Genomic DNA, 21,772 nt, shown 5'->3' with positions numbered 1-21,772 from the left:
AACAAATCTTTATGTTGTTACCCCTTCCATGACCAACAACCAATTCATCGTCATCCGCCTGAGCCATCTCGGCGATATCGTCCTGACCACGGGCGTGCTCGACTATTGGCACCGCATGTACGGCTGGACCTTCCATTTTGTCACCACCCAGCCCATGCTGCCCATCCTACTCGAGCATCCCGCAATCATCGATGCCGTCTCCGTGACCGGCAAGGACAAGCCCTTGGGGTCGTGGTTGAGCTTTTGCAGATTCCTTAGAAAACGTTACGGCACCATCCCGCTGATCGACCTCCACGGGACCCTGCGTTCAAGAATCCTCGGAGCGCTTTGGCCCTCCACAGTGTACCGATATCCCAAGCTGGGATGTTCGCGCCGCCTGTACCAACGATTCCGCCACGAACCCTCCCGAAAACGGCTGGATGCAACCAACGTTCCCCAACGGTACAGCCTGGCCCGAGAGAACGACCCCCCCCCACAGACCGCATTGGTGCCGCGCATTTTTCTGCGCGACCAGGATCGCACATGGGCCAAACGGGTCCTTGCCCCCTTGGCAGACCGTCCCGTTGTGGCCCTGCACCCCTATGCAACCCACAAAACCAAACAGTGGCCACGGGAAAAATGGTACGACCTTATAGCCAGATTACACCGCAAAGGTATCGCAACGGTAGTCATCGGCCAGAACGAGACCCCCATGGTGGACCACGCAGAAAATCTTTGTGAGAATGCTCCTGGCCGTCCCGATATGGACCTAACCAACGGAACCAGTCTCACCCAGACCTCGGCGGTGCTCGAACAGACACGGGTCCTTGTTTCCGGTGATTCCGGCCCAATGCATTTGGGTACGGCTGCCAACACGCCCGTCGTCGGATTGTTCGGACCGACCTGTCGACAATGGGGATTCCACCCATCGGGCCCCAGAGACCGGGTCATCTCCATGAACAGGCCATGTTCCCCCTGCTCGCTGCACGGCAAGGAACATTGTCCGCACGACGTTTCATGCATGAAGGATATCAACACAACGACCGTCCTCGATGCCATATTGTCCCGGATTGACTGAACCGTCCCCCATGTCCCCTGTCGCATCCATACGGGACATTCCCTGTCCCGACCACGGAAAGGAACCAGAACATATGCGCCCACTCTACTTCGACTACAATGCAACCACTCCTGTCCATCCGCATGTTCTCGAAGCCATGGTCCCATGGTTGACCACCCGATTCGGCAATCCCGGCTCCGCCCACTCCTGGGGACGCGAAGCAAAAAAGGGATTGGAAGCGTCCAGGCATGGTGTTGCCTCGTCCATCGGTGCTCAGGACCAAGAGATTATTTTCACCTCCGGGGCCACGGAATCCAACAACCTGGTCCTGTACGGGGTGCTCACCGACCCGGAGAACCAGCATCTCGTCATCAGTGGCGTGGAACACCCCGCGATCATGGAACCGGCACGAGCTCTTGAACGGCAAGGGCTCGGGGTGAGTGTCGTTCCGGTGGATCATGACGGCCGGGTCCGGCTCGAGGATGTCCAGGAGGCCTGCACCCCAAAAACATCGCTCATCTCCCTCATGTTGGCCAACAACGAGGTCGGAACCATCCAACCTGTGCGGAAGATCGCCCGCTGGGCCCGGGAACAGGGGATTTGCATACATACGGACGCCGCCCAGGCCGTGGGAAAAATCCCGGTGGACGTGGAGGATCTGTCCATAGACCTGATGAGTATTGCAGGACACAAGCTCTACGCGCCCAAGGGGATTGGCGGACTGTACGTCAGAAAAGGGACAGAGATCCTTCCACGCACCAGGGGCGGGGGGCAGGAACATGGAATCCGACCGGGTACGGAAAACATTCCCTATATCGCCGGATTCGCTGCGGCCTGCGGCATGATCCGGGATCTCGGCCAAGAGAGCAAAAGGCAGGGGGCCTTGGGAGAACGGTTCAGGCAGGGGCTTGGATCATTGGGCCGTCCATTCGTCATCCACGCGGAACACGCCCCCCGTCTCCCAGGGACCATGAGCGTTGGATTCGAGGGATATCGCGCCCCGGACATACTATCCGGCCTGGTGACCTACGATGTGGGCGTATCTGCAGGGGCCGCCTGCCATGCGGGCACTGAGAGCGTATCCCCTGTGCTCACGGCCATGGGGATCGACCGGGACCACGCTCTGGGGACCATTCGGTTCTCCTGGGGGAGAATGACTCCGCAAGAGGACGTGGACGCATTGCTCGAACGGCTGGAGAAGGTCTTCCAAATATTGTAAGCGGCAGCACGACCAACCTCCCCGGTTCTTTTCCCGCCCAGAACCGGGAGAGTGGGCGCCCAGCAAGCCCCCTGCCTCGTCGAAAACCATTCCAGCCCCGGGAGAGGCCGCCCAACGCTGTACTGGCCTATCCGCACGGGGAACAATGCACACATGAAAACAGCGTGCCCGCCCCGGCCGCCGACAATCCGCTCCCAGGCCGGTTGCCCAGAAGGGCATCTCCCCAGACCGATAACCATTACAGGCCCAGACGATAGTCGGAACGGGAACGAAAAAAACCGGACTACTTGACCATTGTCCGGGGAAAAACTAGGCAAACACCAATCCATCCAAAAAGTCCCTACGTGAACGCCATGGCCAAAATCAAAAAACAGATCCGACTCTCAAAAAAATACCACACCTGCATCTGTGACGAATATTCCTTTTGCATCGACTGGAATTCCACAGAATTGGTGGACATCAATTTCGACACCCCGGATGTGTACATTCCAGAAGGAAGGACCATGTGGCTGGTGAGTACTTGCCGCAACTGCCGTAAAAAGATTCTCCACGGCAGGCTGTTGTGCGATCCCCGCATCACTGGAAAAAGATTGATATTCGAAGCCATGCGTACCGGGACCATCAACCTTCCCTACCGGCAACAAATAAACATGGCTCACAAAATCAGACAATTGTGGGAAGAATACAACAACACCCTGTACCAGCATGATATACAGGCCTGTTTAAGGACCTGTTCCTAACATCGTGCCGAACAAGGGTTGACAATTTTTGTACCATCCCCATTATCAGACGGTACGTTGCCCCCAATCGATACGCGATTTTCACCATGTACCCTTTGTTCCAACCCCACGTGTTGACTTTTTTCCATGCAGGGACGCCATAGCCCGATAGTCCCCCTTATCACCCACGAGGCTCCCATGATCTGCCACAATTGCAAAAACGAAGAATACGAAGATACCGTAACCCAGCACAGAATGGAATGCCAAAACAGGCTTTTCAATTTTGAAAATGTTCCCGCAAAAAAATGCCCCAAATGCGGCCATGTTTTCATTGAGGAATCCGTTGTGCGCACTCTACTTTTCCGGACACAAAGAATCAATCAGTTCCCAGGGATTGCCTACCACAAAGCCAAATGGGGACCCGAACTTGAGGAAGAAGCCTTGCAGGCCCAGGAGAAAAGTACCGAATCCTGTTCCGTGGATGACCAAAAAAAGGCCCTGAAATACGTCCAAAAAAACAAAAAACGCATCCAGGACCAAAAAACGACCAAGAAAAACATCCTCAAGCTGTTCAAATGGACCTTCGACCAGGAGACGGGTGTCAAAAAGGACCAGATCGTGAACGACATCCTCGCCAAAATCAGAGGAAGCCAAGCCGGTGTTTTCGCCTTTTCCTGCAAGTCCACCCCGAACACTCCTTACGAGACCCTCGATTACCTTCTGCTGGTGACCGAGGACGACGCCTGGTTCCATGCCCAACACGACACCACTCTTCCTATTTATCATCTGATATAATTAAACACCTCGTTCTTCCCCATAGGACATGGAACGCTGTTAGCTCCATGAGATAAAAAAAAACCATGGCCGCTCAGATACGCGGCCATGGTTTTTTGGCTCCTCGCTATCCCATATGGATATGGGACGTTATATATAGATACGCCTTCCCCATTCAGCGCAACCCCCGGGTCACGTCCTTGATGTTCTGGGCTTGTTCCTCATCCACGGGAATCTTTCGAACGGTGGACTTGGTGAAGTCGATTTTCTTGAGGTCGATTTTCCGGATCTGCCTGTTCCAGGCTGTATGATAGTAGGTCACAAGGTTGTTTGTGTCGCTGGCGACGGTCCATTGCGTACCGGAGGGAAGCAGTTTGGCCTTGTTCCCGGTGTCTAGATTACCTTCGCCTTTGCCAAGCGGAGCATTGAAGCTATCCATTATCTGAAAAAACTGCCCAACCGTGTCCAATCCACCTTTGGTTGGAAAAGAGACTGCTTTGAGAACCGCTGCCCGTACGAACCTCGAAGGGGAAGTGTAATCCCCTGGAAGACCCAAAAGATCTGACCCTCCCGACAGGGGGGTAATCTCCATGTCTCCCCAAGTCCTGGCCCCAAAGGGGCCGTCACCCAGATATCCATAATTCCGAAGGTTCTGTAAGTGCCAATCAAAGGAGGGATTGTTGGTCATGACCCCTACGGGATTATCGTACATCCGCATCTTGCCCCCCTGGAATTCAATGACCAGGGTCTTCCCGCTTGGATCGGCCACAAAAAAATGAACCGGGGCAACCATATCGATATCCGGATCCACCACCGGCACAACCCTGATCCCTTGCATGCCCCGGCGCACCTCTTCGATGGTTGCAAAGTTGGACAGTATAAAAGCAACCACGTCGGTAGGCGCCATGCTTTCCTGTGCAAGGGATGGGTCATAATCACCGTATTCAGCAAAACCATGATGATAATACGACCCCGCAGCCAGCCCTTTTTCGTTCATACCGTCCCCGACCACCCTATCCAAAAGCAAAAAACCCAGAAACCCATATTTCGCATCCCAGGTGATGCCATTCGAACCTTCCGGGGTTATCGCCTGGAATGTTCTATGCTCGGGATAGACAACCACCTGGGTTTGGAAATCAAACGCCGACCATTCCTGGGTTCTGCCGTAGACGACCGTTCCATCCTCGCCCTGTATCACCAAGCCGGTGCAGGCCCTGGCAGGGATAGAAAAAATACTGACGGTCAGACAGACCATAAAAAAAAGGGGTATAAAGTAGCTTCTGCTTGTTCCCATGACGACCTCCCTTTTTGAGTACATATTTTGTAACTCTCTTCCACTTGCCAGCATAAGTGATACAGGTCAGCATTTTTTGGTTTGGATACTTTTGATATTAGAAATCTCAAAAATATTTCCGGTATGGAATCATCCAAACGATGCACGAAGCTATCCATACAGAACTACCAAATATTGTAAAGATATCTTTATTCTTTAAACCAGATATAATAAATATTACACCTGATACACAAAACCCTATCAAAGCAAACAGTTCTAGTCTCCAGTCTTTTTCATATTTTTTATTGGTCTCATTTTGCTCACAAGATTGCAAATTTTCATCAATATCTTGCATTGTGTTCTTTGTGATAAAATCATCAAATTTTTCTTTATTTACTGAAGAAAAAATATCATTATAACACTCAGATTTATTTTTTTTATTCTTGTATATATATTTTGCCATAGTATTCCCTAAATAATCATTAGCATAGCACATGGATATTGATTAATCTTAATTTTAGCATGAATCACCATTCAGATGTATATAATATAATTGCAACAAGATAATTAATCACACAAATTTTCATTGTACAGGAAAAGTATATCAAACATATCGACCTATATCTCAATTGTAAAATATTTTTTAACTATCTAAAAATGCAAAATATCGAAGAACAGTAACGACAATGTTTTGTGAGTAATAATATTTGTATTGTTTCATTTTATCGGCGAAAAATAAACGTATTCCATACAAATATTTTTGACCAAATTTTACATCTGTATAATCATCTTGCTAGAATCCATATAACTATATTACAACAAAAAACAAAAAACGCCGCATCAGGGTATGCCCCCATGCGGCGTTTTTTGCAAAGAAATGAGCAAGATGTCCATTTTTCCCCTTCTCCAGCCTCTTGCATCTGCGGCGGCATTCCTTCCTATCTGCTAAAGTCCTTCCTTTTTTTCAAATGGCTTATACCACGGGCCCCGCAAGCATCCCCCTGCGGGTCCCCGTAACTGCCTACGTTATCACCGCTGTGGCCTTCGGGGTAACGCTCAATATCCAGGCGGAACAACATCTAGGATCAGTGGCACCCATCGCCACCGCCGCCACCGCCGCCACGGCCTCCATTACCCCCCCCCCTTCCGGGATCCGGATTACCAAATCCCGAGGACGAGTCGTCTCTTTCCTGGTCATGCATGGCGTCTTCAATCATTGGCTCAAAGGCGTCCCCTACCGCGTTTACTGCGCTGGCATCCACAGCCATGGCATTGATCTGGGCTATACTCACACCCATGCCGTCGGGTGAACGGTCGCGGGCCTGTCTGGCGAGGACAAAATCCGGATCAAGCTCGATGGCCATGGCATAATAATCCTTGGCCTGTTTCCAGTCGCCCTGATCGGTCGCATCCAACCCCTGGCCATAGTACATAAAAGCATCAAAGTTTTCAGTATGATAGTCTTCCAGAAGCTTTTTTTCGGATCTACTCAGAGAAATATTTTCCTGATTGATGATCTGATAGACGATCTCCTTCTGCAGTCTAAAAAATTCGGGCAACCTCTCCTTGACCAAGAAAGGCCGGCACTCTTCTTTCCCATTGCAGTCCACAAGAGAGGTATTGATGCGCAGATCGCGGAGCAACGTGCTTAGGGTACCGGTAACCACATGCGATGCACCCAGCAGTCTGCCCGCCTTGGGCGCTGAATCCATATCCACGGCTCCGGTGGTGCCGAGTTTCATCTCATCGACAAGGGCCTGGAGACGAGCACGCTCGACGACCTGGAGCCCGGAAAACTTGCTCAAATCGGATATGGTCATGGCCGCAAGACTTTTTTGCACGGCAACAAGGCCTTTTTCCGGGCTGAGATCGTTATAGTACATGACCGCATAGGTGTTCGGCCCTGTGGAACCGGCACCGACACTTCCCTCGGCAGCCACGGCCTTCTTGGCCATACGCTTGGCCTCGGCCATTTCGACCAGGGTCAAAAGCCGGTTGACCTCCTCTTTGAGAACCTTTTTATCGGTATCATTGATCCGTCTCCATGCGGTTACGGCGTTGGCCAGGTCGTTGGTTCGCAAATAGGCCATACCGAGATACAGAATGGACAGCTCGGACTCGGGCTCTTCCTTGAGAACCCGGTTGAACTCGGCAATAGCCTCCTGGTAATGATTGCCTTTGAGATAGGCATAGCCGAGCTGTTCCCTGACTTTCATATCATCGGGATCCTCGGCCAAGTGTTCCTGGAAAAGACGGATAGCTGCGTCATACTTGTTTTCACCAATGAGCTGCTTACCCTGCCTGGAAACCGATTTGCATCCGCAGACCAACACAACACACGCCACAACCATCAGAAAAAATTTGACCTTTTTCATATCTCCTCCATTGAAATATAGCCTAGACAAATTAGTACGTTATATGTATTTTTATGTCAAACAAATAACCTTATGCAAAGCGGGAGACCTATGGACAAAACAATGCGATTTTCATTTATTGTCATCCTGTTTTTGGGAATCGTCCCCCTGTGCGGCTGCAAATCCGCGCCCCATACAACAAGCCTGCAAAAGCCCTTACGCACGGCAGCCGCTCCCCCGAAAACCCTGGCCATACTTCCCTTTGAAAACAACTCAATAACCAGCCCCCAAACCTATACTCCGCTTTCAAACGGTCTGGCGGCCATGCTGGCCGGCGATCTCCAACAAAACAACAATGCCGTAAAAATTGTCGAACGGGCAAAAATCGCCGCACTCCTCAAGGAAATCGCCCTTGGGCAAACGGGATCCATAGATACGGCCACTGCGGTCAAGGCGGGAAGGATGCTTGGGGCCCAGTCCATCGGCATCGGAGCGTTCACCGTCCTTGGGAATCAGGTACGCATGGACTGCAGGATCATCAAGGTGGAGACATCGGAAATCGTCATGGCCGAATCCATCACCGGATCAAGCAATGATTTCTTGGGGCTTGAAAAAAAATTGGCCCAGAACATTGCCCAGAGCCTTGATATGGGGCTGGCCATCGCCAAAGAACAGGGGAACATGGAGGCGGCCCTGCTATTTTCCAGGGGTGCCAAAGCCCTTGACGCCGGAGATAGGGAAAAGGCGGATATCCTTTTTGAGCGGTGCCTTGCCATCGCCCCGGGGTACAAACAACAGATTGATGGACTGCGTGCCGAGTAATCCGATGAAAAATATTCTACTTTGTTGCCTGGCCTTCTTTTTTGTCCCTGTCCCGTCCTATGCTTCGGACTGTCCTGAAGTCTCCGACGTCAAAGAGGTGTTCTGGTCCGGATACTACCAGGTTTCGGGCCAAAGCGCGCCAGGACAGCCCGAGTATCTGGCAAAGATCGCGGCCCGGATCATGGCCCAAAACCGGATTTTGGAGATCCTCAAGGGACTCGAGATACGCCAAAAAACCGTGATCACCGACGGGCAGGTGGAATCTTCGGTCATTGAGGCCAAACTCGAAGGGTTGGTCAAAAACGTCGTCATCCACCAGGAAACATACGACCCCGGCACCAAGACCGCAACGGCGTGTGTGCGTCTCTATCTAAGTGATGGATCGGACGGGATTGAGCGGGCGGTCTATGAAAGCATCAAAAGGTCGGTCGACACGGGGGAAGTTGCCCAATGAGATCTCTCCTGCCACAGTTATGCACAGGGGTATGGCTTCTCTGTATGCTCCTGCTCCCGCAAAACGGATCGGCCGAACTCAAGACCTATGTCCATAACGCCACGGCCACCCATGGTGGTGCCATCTCCGTTGATACGGCCAGAATCACGGCCATAGTCAAGGCAAAACAGCTGGCCATGGAGTTGGCCGGGACGTATATCGACAGCCTGGCGGTGCTCGACAAGGGGGTAGTCGACAAGCATGAAGTCCGGGCCATTGCCGCCGGAACCGCCGGGGCCGAAATTATCGACGAACGTATAGACACGGATGCCATCACGGTCACGGCCAGGATCGATGTGGATACGGGGATGCTCACAAAACGGGTGGAGCGGATGCTTGAGGACAGATCCGTTCTCAAACGGCTGCAACTGCTCTTGCACAAGGAAGACCGTTACCTGGAACAGATACAAGAGCTCGAGAAGGAAAATCAGGGACTCATACAAAAAAAAGCGGCCCCTTCCCAAGATTTGGCCCGAAAGATAGAAACATCGGCCAACCATCTCAAGCGATTGCAGGATAGCAAATCCCGCTTGAAATCCCTGCTCGACAAGATGGACAACCCCATATTGCTCGTCGCCATCAGCGAAGAATATGTCGGTTTCGACCAGCCCGACCTGCAGAGCGCGTCAACGACCATCAACAATGCCTTGAAATCCCGGGGGTTTCAGCTGGTACTGCCCATGGGGGACGGAGCCCCCCGCGTCCAGGCACTGGCAAAGGGGGCAGCATACATGCTCACCGGCAAGACCGTGGTCCGCGATACCGGAGAAATCATACCCGATACCGGCATGCACTCCTTCCAGGCGGTGGTCCGTGTGAGTATCATCCATACACAGACAGGCAGCATCATTGGGGCCACGACGGGGAAAGCCGCAGCGGCCCATATCAGTCCTGCGACAGGAGCCGGTCTGGCCGTTGAACAGGCTACCGAAAAACTGATACGGGAATACGTGGTCACAACCATCAAGGATTCCTTCAGAGATTATCTACTGAACGGACTACCCATCGAGGTGGTCGTCACCGGCGTGGATGGATTCAAAAAATACAAACAAATCAGGTCGATGATCGACCAACTTCCGGAAATCCTGGATACAAAAAAGCGGAGCTGGTCAAAAGACGAGGGCAGGCTCATCCTGGACATACGATCCGGACTTGGGGTCGATAAAACAGCAGAAATCCTCGATCAGGCAAAGGTTTCCTCGGGTAGACTCGAGGTGGTCGACCTCGGGCCGGGCAATCTTGACCTGGTTTTCATGAGCAATTGAGTCCTGTCCTGTATACCCCCATACTAGATGCTCCTGCAAAAAGTCAGAAAACCGAGGTTCAATCTTAAAACCATATTTTTTAACAACCTGATTTTACTTAAACTTTCAACTTAAACCTTAACCCTGCCTGCAAAAATTTCTTTTTTGCAGGCACACCATACTACCCACAGCGATATAAGGAAAGACGGGATGACAGGCCGGGAATGCCTAATCCGGTTGTGACAATGAATACCTGTTTTTTCCACTGGTCTTGGCTCGATACATCGCTTTATCAGCGGAACTGACCATCTGGTCAGGAGACATGCCATCGTTTGCCGAGGCAAAGGAGACCCCGATGCTGGCAGAGAGGCCCGTTGCTCCTTGGGCCACGTGAAAGGGGTGCTTAAAGACGTCCAGGATTTTTTCTGTAACCAGAACAGCGTCTTTCTGGCTGTTCAAGTTCTCGATTAAAATGGTAAACTCGTCGCCCCCCATTCTGCCCAGGGTGTCCGTTTCCCGCAGCATGGTCATCATACGCCTTGCACTTTCCTGTAAAACAGCGTCTCCGGCACGATGCCCGTAGATATCATTAATCTCCTTGAACCCGTCCAGATCGAGATATAACACAGCAAGATATTTATTGTTCCTCTTTACTCGCTTGAACGCATTGGTCAAACACTCCAGAAAATGGGATCTTGAAGCAGCGCCGGTGAGCTGATCAAACATGGCAAGCTGGTAGATTTTTGTTTCGTATTTTTTCCTTTCGGTTATATCCGTAATAACACCGATAATGCCGGCAATCTTTCCGGAACCGTCATGGTATACTGACTTATTGAACAACAATGCCTTTTCTGCTCCGCTTTCAGGGTCGAGTGGAAGTTCATACTGTTGCTGTCCTCCCGATTTCAGCAGAAAAGTGTCCATTTTTTCGCATTTTCTGGCAAAATCCTTGTCAACCAGATCATAGGTTGTTTTACCAACGAGTACGGACTGATCAATGCCCAACATTTTTTCAAAGGCCGGATTAGCCCCCTGGTATTTTCCGTTTTTATCCTTGTAAAAGATGGGATTCGGGATGGTTTTAATCAAGGTGTCCAGAAATGTTCTGTTCTCCTCGAGCTTCCGCTCGATTTCGTGTTCTTTGACGACGCGTTGTATCGCTTTACAAAAGGAATCTTCACTGATTTCACCCTTGATCAGATAATCCCTGGCGCCGTTTTTCATGGCGGCAACGGCAACCGCCTCGTTGCCCTGGCCGGTGAGCAGAATAACGGGGATGGTCGGCCGGTCATTTTTCCGTGGCAAGTAGGACAAAAGCTCTACCCCGTTCATATCCGGCAGGTTGTAGTCAACAATGATCAACCCCGGTGTGGTTTCCACTAGTAAGCCCAGGGCCTCTTCACCGGTTTCCGCCTCAAGCAGGATGGTTTCTCCATCAATTTTCCTCATAAACCGCTGGTAGAATTCCCGATCTTCAGGACTGTCATCCACGATAAGAATCTGTTTTTTCATCGAGTTCACTTTACGTTATGGTAAAATCTTTTCTTGGGTTCATACGGTTCGCGTTCAATGATTTTCAGCATCAAAAATGCTGTCCGGGCAGCAAGACGATCTCAAACCAGTAGTCCTTGATCCGCTGGATGGCCGTCATAAATCCGTTGATATCCACCGGCTTGTGGACATAACTATTCGCCCCCCATTCATAACAATTGTCAATATCCTGTTCATCATCGGAAGTGGTCAGCACTATGACCGGGATTTTTTTTAACTTGTCATGCGCCTTTATTCTTTCCAGCACTTCCCGGCCGTCCGTGCCCGGAAGGTTGAGATCCAGCAGGATCAAACCCGGCAGCTTTTCCGACCAGGACCCTGTATCATCCATCCTCCCGAACAAATATGTAAGGGCTTCGTCCCCGTCTTCACAATGATCTATGGGGTTGGCCAGCTTTGCCTTACGAAACGCCCTCTGGGTGGCCTCAAAATCTTCCGGATTATCTTCAACCACCAGTATGGTCCGGCTTGCGCTTATTTCAGCCATTTTCATCTCCTTGTAATGTAAAATAGAACGTGCTGCCCTGGCCGGGGGTGGATTCAAGCCATATATTCCCACCATGGCGCGCAATTATTTTCTTGACAATGGTCAGTCCGGCTCCGCTGCCGCCTCCGTATTTGTCCCGACCATGGAGCCTCTTGAAGATCTTGAAAATATTATCTTGGTGCCTAGGGGCGATCCCCAGACCATTGTCCCGGACAAAAAAGACAGAAATGGGGGCTTGCTTTTTATAACGGCTTGTGGCGCCGGCCGTGTTCTCTTGCGCTATATGACCGATTTCAATCCGCTTATTCTCCATATCGTTGTATTTTATTGCGTTGCTGATCAGATTCTGAAAAACCTCGCCCACGCGGCGACCGTCGCAATACACATGGGGGAGGGGATGTAGGACCTGTATGTCAGCATCTTTCCAGGCCTCCTTGTTGAGATCCAGAACGTTTTTGACCAAATTATCAACATCGGTTTTGGCCCAGGCCAGTTCCTGACGGCCCACCCGGGAAAAAGTAAGGAGAGCGCTGATAAAGGTATCCAGCCGCCCGCACAGATACTGAATCCGTTCTAGCCGGGACCGGGACTCGTCATCCAGTTGGTCCACCGCGTCCTCCATGAGAAAAAAGACAAAATTATTGATCCCCCGCAACGGTTCCTTGAGATCATGGGAGGCGATATAGGCAAAGTCGTCCAGTTCCTGGTTGCTGTGTTCCAGATCACGCACATATTTTTGAAGCTGTTTTTGCAGCCGTACCCGGGAGATGACGTCCGTGAATGCCCGGGCCAATTCTTCTACAGCTTGCCGGTCCGTTTGATTGTAGCCGCCGGGTTTGTTGCCCAGGGCAATGATTCCGCTGGTCTTCTCTTGATCCTTTACCGGCACTCCCAGAAAACAATGGAGAGAAGGGTGGCCTTGCGGGAGCCCTACACGGTCCGGATGGGTGTCCGGTTCATTGATGATCCTTGAAGTTCCCGTTGTAATGGGCACGCCCCAGATGCCCCTGATTTCCATATTGGATATCAAGACAGGGACCGTGGATTCGGGCAAACGACAGGCTTCATACCCGGGATCGCTCAATGCGATGGTGTCCAGACGACCGTTGGCGTTAACCTCTCCGACAAAACCGAATTTGGAACCGGTTATCTCCTGACTGATGTTTAGACAGGCTTCAGCGGCGGCCTCCGGCGTATCATAGGTCATATCCGCTTCCATCAGCTGGTTGACGGCAGCGGTAATTCTGCGGTTTGCTTCAGCGTCCTCGGCCAGACTCATGGCGTTTTTGCGGTTCTTTTCGATATCAGCCACCGCTTGTTCAACCCGCTGGGCCATGTTTTCGTTCTGCTCCTGCAACGCATCCCGGTCAAAACGCATATTCTTGATCAGATCATTGACCAATGTCTCCAGAACGCCGACGGTATCATTTGCTTCGGTTTTTACCTGACGGAATTCCAGTCCGCCCGCAGCCTTTGCCAGCACGTTGTTCAGAGCGCCGAGGCGTTCTTCCCATGGCGGGATTGCGCTGGTGGCATCCTCCATTTCGAAAGCGCAAAACGGCTGCTGCTGCATGCTTTGGAAAAACTCCCGGTGATCAAAGGAGATGCTGGTATGCAGACTGGGGCCGGATTGCGCACACCCCATGGCCCAGGCCATATCCCGGGTCGTATTGTCAAAACACTCTTCCACGACGGCCCGGTAATCCACCTTGCGTCGAAGTTGGTTCCAACGCTGCTGCTGGGAAAGCATCCACCACCCGTATTCCGGCCAGGGAGTGGGGATAAAATCCATGCGATCGTGGTCAGTGCAGTGCCGCCCCATACCGTCGTCATATTCGCCAACCAGGGCCTGGATAACCGGTTCCGGATCGGCTTGATCCAGGATCCCTGGACGGCTCAATTCCACGGCAATATCCCGGCGTGCTTCCGGTGGGGCGTGGTGCAGGGCTGCTTCGGATTGCAGGACGCTTTTGAGCATGGCCTTGTACGTCCTGGGATTTTGGCAGGCAAAGGACTCGCTGCTGGCAAAGCCGCAGCAAGGGTGTCCCGGCCATATCTCTTTGGACAACGTATGGATAAACCCCGTCCCGCGCAAAGCCGGAATCTGGTTGAAGGGTTCCGGCGCGAATATCCCGTCCACACGCCCGGTGGCCATGAAATGGGGCATACGCGGCGGCGCCACCTCAATAATGTTCACATCCTTCAGGGGATCAAGGCCGTGCTCGGCGAGAAACAGACAGAGCAGATAATAGTGCATGGAAAAATGGTACGGCACCCCAAAGGTAAACCCTTTCATGTCACGTACGCTTTGTATGCCCGCATGCTTGATGGACAGGGTCAGCGCCTGGCCGTTGACATTCTGGATGCAGGCCAGGCGGATGTCGGCGGGTTTGCCGTCCAGTCCCTGCCGGACAGCCAGCGGCATGGGTGCAAGCAGGTGCGCCGCAGCCACATGCTCGAAAGCCAACAGGTCTTTCACCCCGCTCCACCCCGGTGCCGGTATGAGGTTGACCTGCAGACCATTGGCGGCAAAATAGCCGTGGGTCTGGGCGTAAAGCAGGGGCGCGGAACAGAGAATGGGGATAAAGGCAATATCCACCACCGGCTTTTCAAGGCCCATGTCCGCAACTTCGTGGGCAGTTGTTGTCAATGACTCCGGCAGCTCAGGTGCTAATTTTTCTTGTAACAACAGTGATTTATGCGCTTTTGCGTCATCTATCTCCCTTGGTTCGATCCCATATGCCGGTTTCCGCCCCAGTTCCCCAAGCAGGGTATTGACCTCCTGCTTCAATTCAACAATCCGGTGCTCCCGCCCCTGCATCATCCAGTTGAGGCTTTCTGCTTCCCCTTGAGATACTTCGGCCATGCCATGGCGAAACTGTCGGGTGTGATCCTTACTTAACCGGAAAGAGCCATCAACCACGCCATCTCCCAGAGAATCCTCCCCTTCCAGATGCCCCCGACTGTTCACCCCCCCACTGCCGGATCCTTTCCTTCCAGAATCATGCCCCCTGGGATCCATCACGTCTCCTTTCAAATGTGGAATTTCTGGATATATTGGCTCAACTTATTAACCTTACAGAAATTTTTTGCGTTGATCAATCGCTGTACCATCAGAGTCCCCCCCCCATGAAAATATGCCTGCAAAAACGAGAAGTTCCATAAAGCGATGTATCAGATACGGCTTTTCTCTGTCCTCCTGCTCCTACAATTCCAAAAGGGCCAAAACACAAACCGCCGGCACGGGAATCCCGTGCCGGCGGTTTGTTATCGATGCATCGCAAAACTACGCGCTCACGCACGATGCGGAGCACTCACGCAGGGATGTGAAATACGCTCTGGTTTCCGCGATGACCACGCCTGAGAGTCCGAGAAGGCCGATCAGATTGGGGATGGCCATGAGGCCATTGACGATATCGGCCAGGACCCAGATCATCTCCAGTTTGAGAAACGCTCCTGAGGCGACCAGGATGATATAGATCATTTTATAGGGCCGGATCCCCCGGACACCGAAAAGATACTCCGTACACCGCTCGCCGTAGTAATTCCATCCGAGAATGGTCGTGAAGGCAAAGAAAATCAGGCCGATGGTGACGATATAATTCCCGATGTTCCCGGCCAGGCCATTGGCAAAGGCCGTAGTGGTCATGGTTGCTCCGGCCAGATCCGGCGAATTCCACACCCCGGTCATGACCAGAACCACCCCCGTCATGGTACAGATGAGGATGGTATCGAAAAAGGTTCCGGTCATGGCGATGAGCCCCTGCCGGACGCAAGAATCGGTTCTGGCCGCCGCCGCGGCTATGGGGGCACTACCCAGACCGGACTCGTTGGAAAAGACCCCACGGGCGACCCCGTTCCGCAGAACCATCATCACGGTCACCCCGGCGGCCCCCCCAAAGGCAGCCTGTGGATTGATGGCCGAGTCGATGATAAGCGCGATAGTCGCGGGGACCTGATCCGCATTGAGCAACAGAATGGCAAGAGATGCCAGAACATAGAGCACGGCCATAAAGGGAACGATCTTCTTGGCCACACTGGAAATGGACCGGATCCCCCCCAGAGTGACCATGGCCACGAGCACTGTCAGCACCGCGGCTACAACCCACGCGGGGATGCCGAAGGTCATGAAGGTGGCGTCCTTGATGGCGTTGACCTGGGCAAAGGTCCCGATGCCGAAAAAGGCCACGCCGATCCCGAACAGGGCGAACATCCGGGCCAGGAGTTTGCTTCCAAGCCCCCGTTCCAGATAGTACATGGGGCCGCCGGACATCTGGCCGTTCTCATCCACAACACGGTATTTCACAGCCAAAAGGGCTTCGGCATACTTGGTGGCCATGCCGAAGAACGCGGCTATCCACATCCAGAACAGGGCACCGGGTCCGCCGGCCTTGATGGCCGTTGCCACGCCGACGATGTTTCCCGTTCCAATGGTCGCGGAAAGGGCCGTACACAAGGCGGCAAAGGGGGAGACATCTCCCCGGCACTCCTTGCTGTCATCTTTGGCAAACACATACGTCAGGGCAAGAGGAAGACGCAGAACTTGGAGAAAACCAAGACGCAGGGAAAGATAGATTCCGGTCCCAACGAGCAGACCGAGGAGAGGGGCACCCCAGACATAGGAATCAATGGTGCCGAGCAGGGTGAGTACATCCATTTCTTTCAAATCCTTACAATTACAGGTGAACGGAAATGGATGACCAGAAGGGAAGAATGCAAGGCGGTAAACGCGACGGGCCGAAAAAACGTTCCGGTCGCATTGGAATACTCTGTCCTTGGTACCTGAGAGTTTCACCGGCACGGGCCGGCTTGCTCCTTCGGCGCTCCCTTGGGGGAGTCTCTCCAGAGGCTCGTCAGACAGCTGTTCTTGGACCTGAAAGATTCACTTCTTCGGTGGCCCCTCGTGCAATGAACACGCAAACAGGGGCGCTCTCCAGCTGCCGTCATCCGATTTCCAAAAAACGGATGCAGCCTTTATCCACTGAACAAGAAGGATGCAAGGATTATTTTTCAAGGGACAAGGCCACATAGCGGCATACATGACGCTCCCTCAACCCCTCAAAGAGATTAGACGCCGCTCGCGAATTGCCGATGCGCGATCCCCTGACGGGGATTTACCCGATAACGGCCAACGCCCGGACCGGGGAGCCGTCACCATCCTTGATCTTCAGGGGCAGGGCCATGAACGTGAACCCCGCCTGGGGCAATCGCCCCATAGTGGTTAGATTTTCGACAATCAGCACATTCTGTCCAAGAAGGACGTGATGGACGGGCAGATCTCCGTCCTCCATGCGGTCGATGGATATGGCGTCCACCCCGATCCCCTTGAGATTGAACCGCGTCAAATATCGGGCTGCCTTTTCGGTCAGGGCGGGGAATCCCGAGAAGTATGTCGGTTCGCCCCATTTTTCTTCCCATCCTGTCCAGAGGAGCACAAAATCCGCCCCTTCAAGCACTGGTTCCCACAAGCAGAGTTCTTCTCTGGTAATCTCGGTTTTTCCCCGTACGTCCAGTAAACACCCCGGCCCTATGAATCGATCCGGGGGCACGGTATCCAGGCCGGGCCGTCCGGCCAGAATGTGGGAGGGATTGTCCATATGCGTTCCCGTGTGCGAGCTCATGGACAGGAGCCGTTCTTCGAACCCATGTTCGGCAACGGTGTTCGCCGTGGTTATACGCACCGGCGGGGTTCCGGGAAAAACCGGGATATTCGAATGGAGCACACGGGTCAGGTCGATGACATGCATGGTACCTCCTTGGCAAAAACATGGGAAAGACAAACGCGGAGCCGACCATGAAAAAATGTCGACCCCGCGTTGGTACAAGGCAGCAGGCAGAATCCAGCGTAGGGGCAATCCTTCCGCCCCCGCCCTTCCTGCGCGCTATCGTCTACTTCTTTTTCTCGTAACTTGTCGGTCCCTGGGGCCAGTTGGTCTTTTTGTACCAAGCCCTGGGATAGCCAACCGGCTTGGCCATGTCCTCCGGGGAGCTGACAAATCCGTCGGCGTACCGGGCCACCAAGGTCCATGCAAAACTCCACCAGTCCCTGACCACCTGGTTGGCCTGGTTTTCACAGAAGGTTGAGAGGAGTTCCCGGGCTTTTTGGGAATCCCGGTTGTATAGGTCAAGGGCCTTTTCATCCATGGCCTTGATGGCCTCGATCTCCGTTGTCTCGATCTGATCCTGCATCTGCTGGATGTCCTTGATCATGTATTGGTACTTCAGAGCTGCCCAATTGGCCACGAAATTGAATGCCCACCAGGCGCTGTTCCGATCGAATTTTCTCGTGTCACAGGTCAGATAGGGCTCGGCAACACGCAGGGCACCGACATAAAAAGGCACGTAACAGGTACTCATGGGTTGGTCGGCGCCGAACCAGACGATCCCGCCGATGGGATCAGGCAGCCATCCCCGGGCCTGGCACACATAACTATACCCGCAACGGTAGATGGAAATGGGCCGTTCCCAGGCCCCCTCACGCTTGACCGAAGGATCGTCCGTATCTCCGGACGGGTCCATGCCGCCGGCATACCGGTAGGGGCACCCAAAGGGACCGGCCGCTATGCCCTTGGAGAGATCGAACTCTGTGCCCTGGTAATAATCCCGGTACAGACTCATGACATCGCGTACGTCCAGTTTGTTGTCGGGCTTGATGGTCAGGGGATAGGCCCTGGTGAATCCGTCCTCGACCCAGGGAGAAAGATTCTTGGAAGGGGCCATACGGGACTGCAACCGCCAGACCCTTCGCAAAGAATAATAGGGATGGTTGTACTCCCCTTCACTCACCGTGCGCAGCCAGTCGAGCTTGCCGTCCTCGGGCTTCCACCAGCCGTGCTTCTTGGCGATGGCGTGCAGGTCCTTGGCATACAGGGTGTTCGGATCGTCGGGATCGATCTCCCGGATACGCAGTTCATTGGCGGCCACAAAGACCTCGCCGTCAGGGATTTTCTTGGCCACCCAAAGCCCCCCCTTGCCTTCAGGGCTCGGGGCCATCTCGATGACCCATCCTTCCTCGGGATCACCGATGGGCAGGGTCTCCCCCGTACCGTAATACCCGTAGGTCTCAATAAGATGGCCGATGAGTTCCACGGCCTCTCTGGCGGTCTTGCACCGTTCCGCCGCCACACGCCCAAGTTCCGCACTATAAAAAATAAGCTTGCCGGGAACCGGCTCGGCCTGGATCTTGGCCCCGTCCGTACATTCGCCGAACATGAGCTGATGTTCGTTCATGATGGCGTAATCCCCATCATAATAGGCATAGGTGTGCTCGACCTGGGGAATGAAACCAAGGGGTATGGATTGGGGGAGAGAAGGATCGACATAGCTCGGTCCCCGGTTGGTTCCTACGTATCTGGGTTGGTAATACCCATGATACTGCGGCCGTTCACCTATGGAATAGGCATCGTAATAGACCGGACGCATATCACCTGGTTTATGGTCCGCAGCGGGAACATAGACCAACCGCTGATCAGCATAGAATTCACTGTCATCGGAGTGGGCCACGAACACGGACCCATCTTTGGAGGCCCCTTTGGTCACCAAAAGTGTCGTACATGCCTGCACGACAGTTGCGCTGAAAAAAATCCCGGCAATTACCAGCAAGAGTAGTCTTTTCATCCTCGCCCTCCTCCTTGTTGTCTCAATGAACAAACAATGCCATCCCGAACCACGATTTTTCGTAACTATCCAGGTGCATCTCTCAACAATCAGAATTTTGGACTGAGCGGACAACTCCAAAATACGGTAGGACCAAAATTTTACCCTGGACAGTTACATTTTTTCTTTCACCCCGGACGGATGCATCTTTTTTTCCGACAAATCAAGAAAGACCCGGAAAAAATCATTCTGCCCGTCCGGGCACCTCGACAATACGATCAATGTCTGCGGGGCGGTTATCCCCATCCACGAAAACTACTTTGGGAACATGGGTTCTCGCCCGCTCTTCCTCCATCTCCTGCCAGGAGGCAATGATGACGGTATCCCCTTGGGAGACCAGATGGGCGGCCGCGCCGTTGATGCACACCACCCCGCTTCCGGCCCGTCCGGTGATGGCGTAGGTGTGGAGGCGCGTTCCGGTGGTCACGTTCCAGATATCCACCCGCTCGTTGGGGAAGATATCGGCCTGGGCCATGAGTTCGGCATCGAGGGTGACGCTGCCTTCATAGTCCAGATCCGCACCGGTCACAGTGGCCCGGTGGATCTTGGATTTGAGCATGGTTCGGGTCATGATGGTGTTCCTTTGGGAATGATATAGGATAGATGATTGCGGAGAAGGAAGACAGGAGACAAAAGTAGGCACAAACGTCATCCCGGACATGATCCGGGATCGCCATGGAGGTGGCGTTGCGCCCCCCGTTTGGGCCACGTTTTTAGCGTTCAAGATCCCGGCCTACGCCGTGGATGACATACTGGGGGCAGAATTCTGGTCGGCACGCGACCAACTTTTTTCTGGTCCCGGGACAGACAACACCCCCGATCCGTCGGATCCGACACCCAATCTTACGACAACTTTGTCAAAAACACTCTTTTTGGGACATATTTTTACTACAATTTCGTAAAAAAATTCCAGACCATCAACCCACCCGGCGTAGTCACTCAATGAAACCACGCACATCCAGGTCCCAGTCCGGTAAACAGGACGCCTGGAAATCCTGCATACGGACTTTCAGATGGTGGAGAAACATGGTACCGGTTGGTCCATCTGTCATGCGATCGCTCCCATACAGGGGATCACCGACAATGGGATGTCCCGAAGCCGCCAGGTGAGCACGGATCTGATGGCGTTGGCCCTTGCGGATTTCGGCCCGGACCAGGGTATATTTTCCAATCATCCCAAGTGGCGTGATGACGGTATGCCGAAGGGAATCAGCATTGTCCGTGGCCAGTACACGGACCTTGCTCCGCTTGGAGGAATCGATGGCCCGTTTGATGCATAACGTATCATCCACCTGTCCGCCGACCAGGGCCAGATAGATCTTTTGAACCTGGCCCCTGTCCTGCAGACTCAGGTACCGGCTGCGGGACTCTGGAGAACGGCCTACAAGAACCAATCCACTGGTGAGATAGTCCAATCGGTTCAACAGAAAAGGGGGCTCCCCCGGCAGTAGGTCCGGCAGAACCGCCTCCACGCTCCCGGGACTCTTCCCGCGCACCGAGTGGACCCGAGCGGGTTTGAACAAAGCCGCAAACATGGAAAACATAGCCACAACATGGATTCCGACTGCGGCAGGGTCCGTTTTCATGGTTGGAGCCGAAACCTGACGCCCCCCAACGTCCACGGTTTGCCCGGCCCGCACCCTGAAAGCCGGGGGGCGTGCCCTGCCCTCAACCCGAATATCTCTTTGCTCCCACAGGGCACGTCTCTGCCTAAGACCGAGATCGGGGAAGGCAAGGATCAGGGCAGCGTCCAACCGTGTTCCGTCAAATTCCGGAGTAACATAAAAAATTCTTTCACCCTCAAATGTCATACAATCCTCGAAACAACGTGTACTGCCGGGATCAGCATTTTGTGCATTTTGGAACGATATAGCGATATAACCAAGCATTCACGTAATCTGATTAACCGCATTTCATGATGTGCCGGTCACTACCGGCCATCCGGTCCACCAGCTGCGGACCATGCGTTCGCTGATACCCATAATCCATTCCCCATCGTTGGCAACCAGAAACATCAGCCCGGAGAAACCATCCATGTGTCGTTTATTCGCCCTCACCAGCCAAGACCCGGTCTCGCCCATGCTGGCCATCAAGGCCCTGGACGTCATGCGCGAAGGCCATGACGGGTCAGGCGTCGGCCTTTT

Annotated in this window: 19 protein-coding genes and 1 riboswitch; of the genes, 7 read left to right on the top strand and 12 right to left on the bottom strand. The window is 53.2% G+C overall.

What is annotated here, in order from left to right; translation table 11 throughout:
* The 4 genes from ACY692_RS10080 to ACY692_RS10065 form a co-directional block, all read left to right on the top strand.
* Positions 1-1,057: glycosyltransferase family 9 protein (locus ACY692_RS10080; RefSeq protein WP_462325235.1), on the top strand; the 1,057-nt coding region annotated here is incomplete at its 5' end.
* 73 nt (positions 1,058-1,130) lie between these two features.
* Positions 1,131-2,255: a cysteine desulfurase family protein gene (locus ACY692_RS10075; RefSeq protein WP_462325234.1), complete on the top strand. Its 1,125-nt coding sequence runs from the start codon at positions 1,131-1,133 to the stop codon at positions 2,253-2,255.
* 353 nt (positions 2,256-2,608) lie between these two features.
* Positions 2,609-2,995: a hypothetical protein gene (locus ACY692_RS10070; RefSeq protein WP_462325233.1), complete on the top strand. Its 387-nt coding sequence runs from the start codon at positions 2,609-2,611 to the stop codon at positions 2,993-2,995.
* A gap of 177 nt (positions 2,996-3,172) precedes the next feature.
* A complete protein-coding gene (locus ACY692_RS10065) occupies positions 3,173-3,769 on the top strand; it encodes a YgiT-type zinc finger protein (RefSeq protein ID WP_462325232.1) in 597 nt (198 codons plus the stop codon).
* Between the two features lie 154 nt (positions 3,770-3,923).
* Here ACY692_RS10065 and ACY692_RS10060 read toward each other — a convergent pair whose 3' ends face one another.
* The 3 genes from ACY692_RS10060 to ACY692_RS10050 all read right to left on the bottom strand — a co-directional run bounded on the left by ACY692_RS10060 (position 3,924) and on the right by ACY692_RS10050 (position 7,396).
* On the bottom strand, positions 3,924-5,042 hold the full coding sequence (locus ACY692_RS10060) for a linear amide C-N hydrolase (RefSeq protein ID WP_462325231.1): 1,119 nt from the start codon (positions 5,040-5,042) through the stop codon (positions 3,924-3,926).
* 106 nt (positions 5,043-5,148) lie between these two features.
* Positions 5,149-5,484, bottom strand: coding sequence for a hypothetical protein (locus ACY692_RS10055; protein WP_462325230.1), 336 nt, complete (start codon positions 5,482-5,484; stop codon positions 5,149-5,151).
* Positions 5,485-6,106: 622 nt separating this feature from the next.
* Complete coding sequence (locus ACY692_RS10050; RefSeq protein ID WP_462325229.1) at positions 6,107-7,396, bottom strand: tetratricopeptide repeat protein; 1,290 nt, start codon at positions 7,394-7,396, stop codon at positions 6,107-6,109.
* A 102-nt stretch (positions 7,397-7,498) separates the two neighbouring features.
* On the opposite strand from ACY692_RS10050, the gene ACY692_RS10045 reads away from it, so the two are divergent.
* The 3 genes from ACY692_RS10045 to ACY692_RS10035 are packed head-to-tail and all read left to right on the top strand — an operon-like array spanning position 7,499 to position 9,955.
* The gene (locus tag ACY692_RS10045; RefSeq protein WP_462325228.1) at positions 7,499-8,197 is read left to right on the top strand and encodes a CsgG/HfaB family protein; all 699 of its coding nucleotides are present in this window, start codon (positions 7,499-7,501) and stop codon (positions 8,195-8,197) included.
* Positions 8,198-8,201: 4 nt separating this feature from the next.
* The gene (locus ACY692_RS10040; RefSeq protein WP_462325227.1) at positions 8,202-8,651 is read left to right on the top strand and encodes a hypothetical protein; all 450 of its coding nucleotides are present in this window, start codon (positions 8,202-8,204) and stop codon (positions 8,649-8,651) included.
* Positions 8,648-9,955 (top strand): cell division protein ZapB, encoded by a 1,308-nt coding sequence (locus ACY692_RS10035; protein WP_462325226.1) that lies wholly within the window; start codon positions 8,648-8,650, stop codon positions 9,953-9,955. Before ACY692_RS10040 ends, ACY692_RS10035 begins: the two co-directional genes overlap by 4 nt.
* Positions 9,956-10,162: 207 nt before the next feature.
* Here the strand turns inward: ACY692_RS10035 and ACY692_RS10030 are convergent, their stop codons facing one another.
* From ACY692_RS10030 to ACY692_RS09990, 9 genes are all read right to left on the bottom strand, one after another.
* Positions 10,163-11,446: a diguanylate cyclase domain-containing protein gene (locus tag ACY692_RS10030; RefSeq protein WP_462325225.1), complete on the bottom strand. Its 1,284-nt coding sequence runs from the start codon at positions 11,444-11,446 to the stop codon at positions 10,163-10,165.
* Positions 11,447-11,516: 70 nt separating this feature from the next.
* Positions 11,517-11,972 (bottom strand): response regulator, encoded by a 456-nt coding sequence (locus ACY692_RS10025; protein ID WP_462325224.1) that lies wholly within the window; start codon positions 11,970-11,972, stop codon positions 11,517-11,519.
* On the bottom strand, positions 11,965-14,838 hold the full coding sequence (locus ACY692_RS10020) for an ABC transporter substrate-binding protein (protein ID WP_462325223.1): 2,874 nt from the start codon (positions 14,836-14,838) through the stop codon (positions 11,965-11,967). The genes ACY692_RS10025 and ACY692_RS10020 overlap by 8 nt, the downstream gene beginning before the upstream one ends.
* Before the next feature lie 420 nt (positions 14,839-15,258).
* On the bottom strand, positions 15,259-16,629 hold the full coding sequence (locus ACY692_RS10015; RefSeq protein ID WP_462325222.1) for an alanine/glycine:cation symporter family protein: 1,371 nt from the start codon (positions 16,627-16,629) through the stop codon (positions 15,259-15,261).
* Between the two features lie 102 nt (positions 16,630-16,731).
* Positions 16,732-16,828, bottom strand: a riboswitch (glycine riboswitch).
* Positions 16,829-17,086: 258 nt separating this feature from the next.
* Positions 17,087-17,719 carry a cyclase family protein gene (locus ACY692_RS10010; protein WP_462325221.1) on the bottom strand — a complete coding sequence of 211 codons (633 nt, stop codon included), beginning with the start codon at positions 17,717-17,719 and terminating at the stop codon, positions 17,087-17,089.
* A 142-nt stretch (positions 17,720-17,861) separates the two neighbouring features.
* The gene (locus tag ACY692_RS10005) at positions 17,862-19,589 is read right to left on the bottom strand and encodes a dipeptidase (protein WP_462325220.1); all 1,728 of its coding nucleotides are present in this window, start codon (positions 19,587-19,589) and stop codon (positions 17,862-17,864) included.
* A 223-nt stretch (positions 19,590-19,812) separates the two neighbouring features.
* Complete coding sequence (gene panD / locus ACY692_RS10000; protein WP_462325219.1) at positions 19,813-20,199, bottom strand: aspartate 1-decarboxylase; 387 nt, start codon at positions 20,197-20,199, stop codon at positions 19,813-19,815.
* A gap of 364 nt (positions 20,200-20,563) precedes the next feature.
* Positions 20,564-21,439 (bottom strand): pseudouridine synthase family protein, encoded by an 876-nt coding sequence (locus tag ACY692_RS09995; RefSeq protein WP_462325218.1) that lies wholly within the window; start codon positions 21,437-21,439, stop codon positions 20,564-20,566.
* A gap of 102 nt (positions 21,440-21,541) precedes the next feature.
* Positions 21,542-21,664 carry a hypothetical protein gene (locus tag ACY692_RS09990; RefSeq protein ID WP_462325217.1) on the bottom strand — a complete coding sequence of 41 codons (123 nt, stop codon included), beginning with the start codon at positions 21,662-21,664 and terminating at the stop codon, positions 21,542-21,544.
* Positions 21,665-21,772: the final 108 nt, after the last annotated feature.

Source organism: Desulfoplanes sp., from assembly GCF_054921335.1.
This window is presented reverse-complemented; position numbering and strand designations above follow the sequence as displayed.

Coding starts and splice junctions, on each gene's coding strand:
- ACY692_RS10035 (WP_462325226.1), top strand. CDS start 8,648: ATGAGATCTCTCCTGCCACAGTTATGCACAGGGGTATGGCTTCTCTGT.
- ACY692_RS09990 (WP_462325217.1), bottom strand. CDS start 21,664: ATGGATGGTTTCTCCGGGCTGATGTTTCTGGTTGCCAACGATGGGGAA.
- ACY692_RS10045 (WP_462325228.1), top strand. CDS start 7,499: ATGCGATTTTCATTTATTGTCATCCTGTTTTTGGGAATCGTCCCCCTG.
- ACY692_RS10025 (WP_462325224.1), bottom strand. CDS start 11,972: ATGGCTGAAATAAGCGCAAGCCGGACCATACTGGTGGTTGAAGATAAT.
- ACY692_RS10030 (WP_462325225.1), bottom strand. CDS start 11,446: ATGAAAAAACAGATTCTTATCGTGGATGACAGTCCTGAAGATCGGGAA.
- ACY692_RS10060 (WP_462325231.1), bottom strand. CDS start 5,042: ATGGGAACAAGCAGAAGCTACTTTATACCCCTTTTTTTTATGGTCTGT.
- ACY692_RS10010 (WP_462325221.1), bottom strand. CDS start 17,719: ATGCATGTCATCGACCTGACCCGTGTGCTCCATTCGAATATCCCGGTT.
- ACY692_RS10015 (WP_462325222.1), bottom strand. CDS start 16,629: ATGGATGTACTCACCCTGCTCGGCACCATTGATTCCTATGTCTGGGGT.
- ACY692_RS10050 (WP_462325229.1), bottom strand. CDS start 7,396: ATGAAAAAGGTCAAATTTTTTCTGATGGTTGTGGCGTGTGTTGTGTTG.
- panD (WP_462325219.1), bottom strand. CDS start 20,199: ATGACCCGAACCATGCTCAAATCCAAGATCCACCGGGCCACTGTGACC.
- ACY692_RS10075 (WP_462325234.1), top strand. CDS start 1,131: ATGCGCCCACTCTACTTCGACTACAATGCAACCACTCCTGTCCATCCG.
- ACY692_RS10070 (WP_462325233.1), top strand. CDS start 2,609: ATGGCCAAAATCAAAAAACAGATCCGACTCTCAAAAAAATACCACACC.
- ACY692_RS10065 (WP_462325232.1), top strand. CDS start 3,173: ATGATCTGCCACAATTGCAAAAACGAAGAATACGAAGATACCGTAACC.
- ACY692_RS09995 (WP_462325218.1), bottom strand. CDS start 21,439: ATGACATTTGAGGGTGAAAGAATTTTTTATGTTACTCCGGAATTTGAC.
- ACY692_RS10055 (WP_462325230.1), bottom strand. CDS start 5,484: ATGGCAAAATATATATACAAGAATAAAAAAAATAAATCTGAGTGTTAT.
- ACY692_RS10005 (WP_462325220.1), bottom strand. CDS start 19,589: ATGAAAAGACTACTCTTGCTGGTAATTGCCGGGATTTTTTTCAGCGCA.
- ACY692_RS10040 (WP_462325227.1), top strand. CDS start 8,202: ATGAAAAATATTCTACTTTGTTGCCTGGCCTTCTTTTTTGTCCCTGTC.
- ACY692_RS10020 (WP_462325223.1), bottom strand. CDS start 14,838: ATGGCCGAAGTATCTCAAGGGGAAGCAGAAAGCCTCAACTGGATGATG.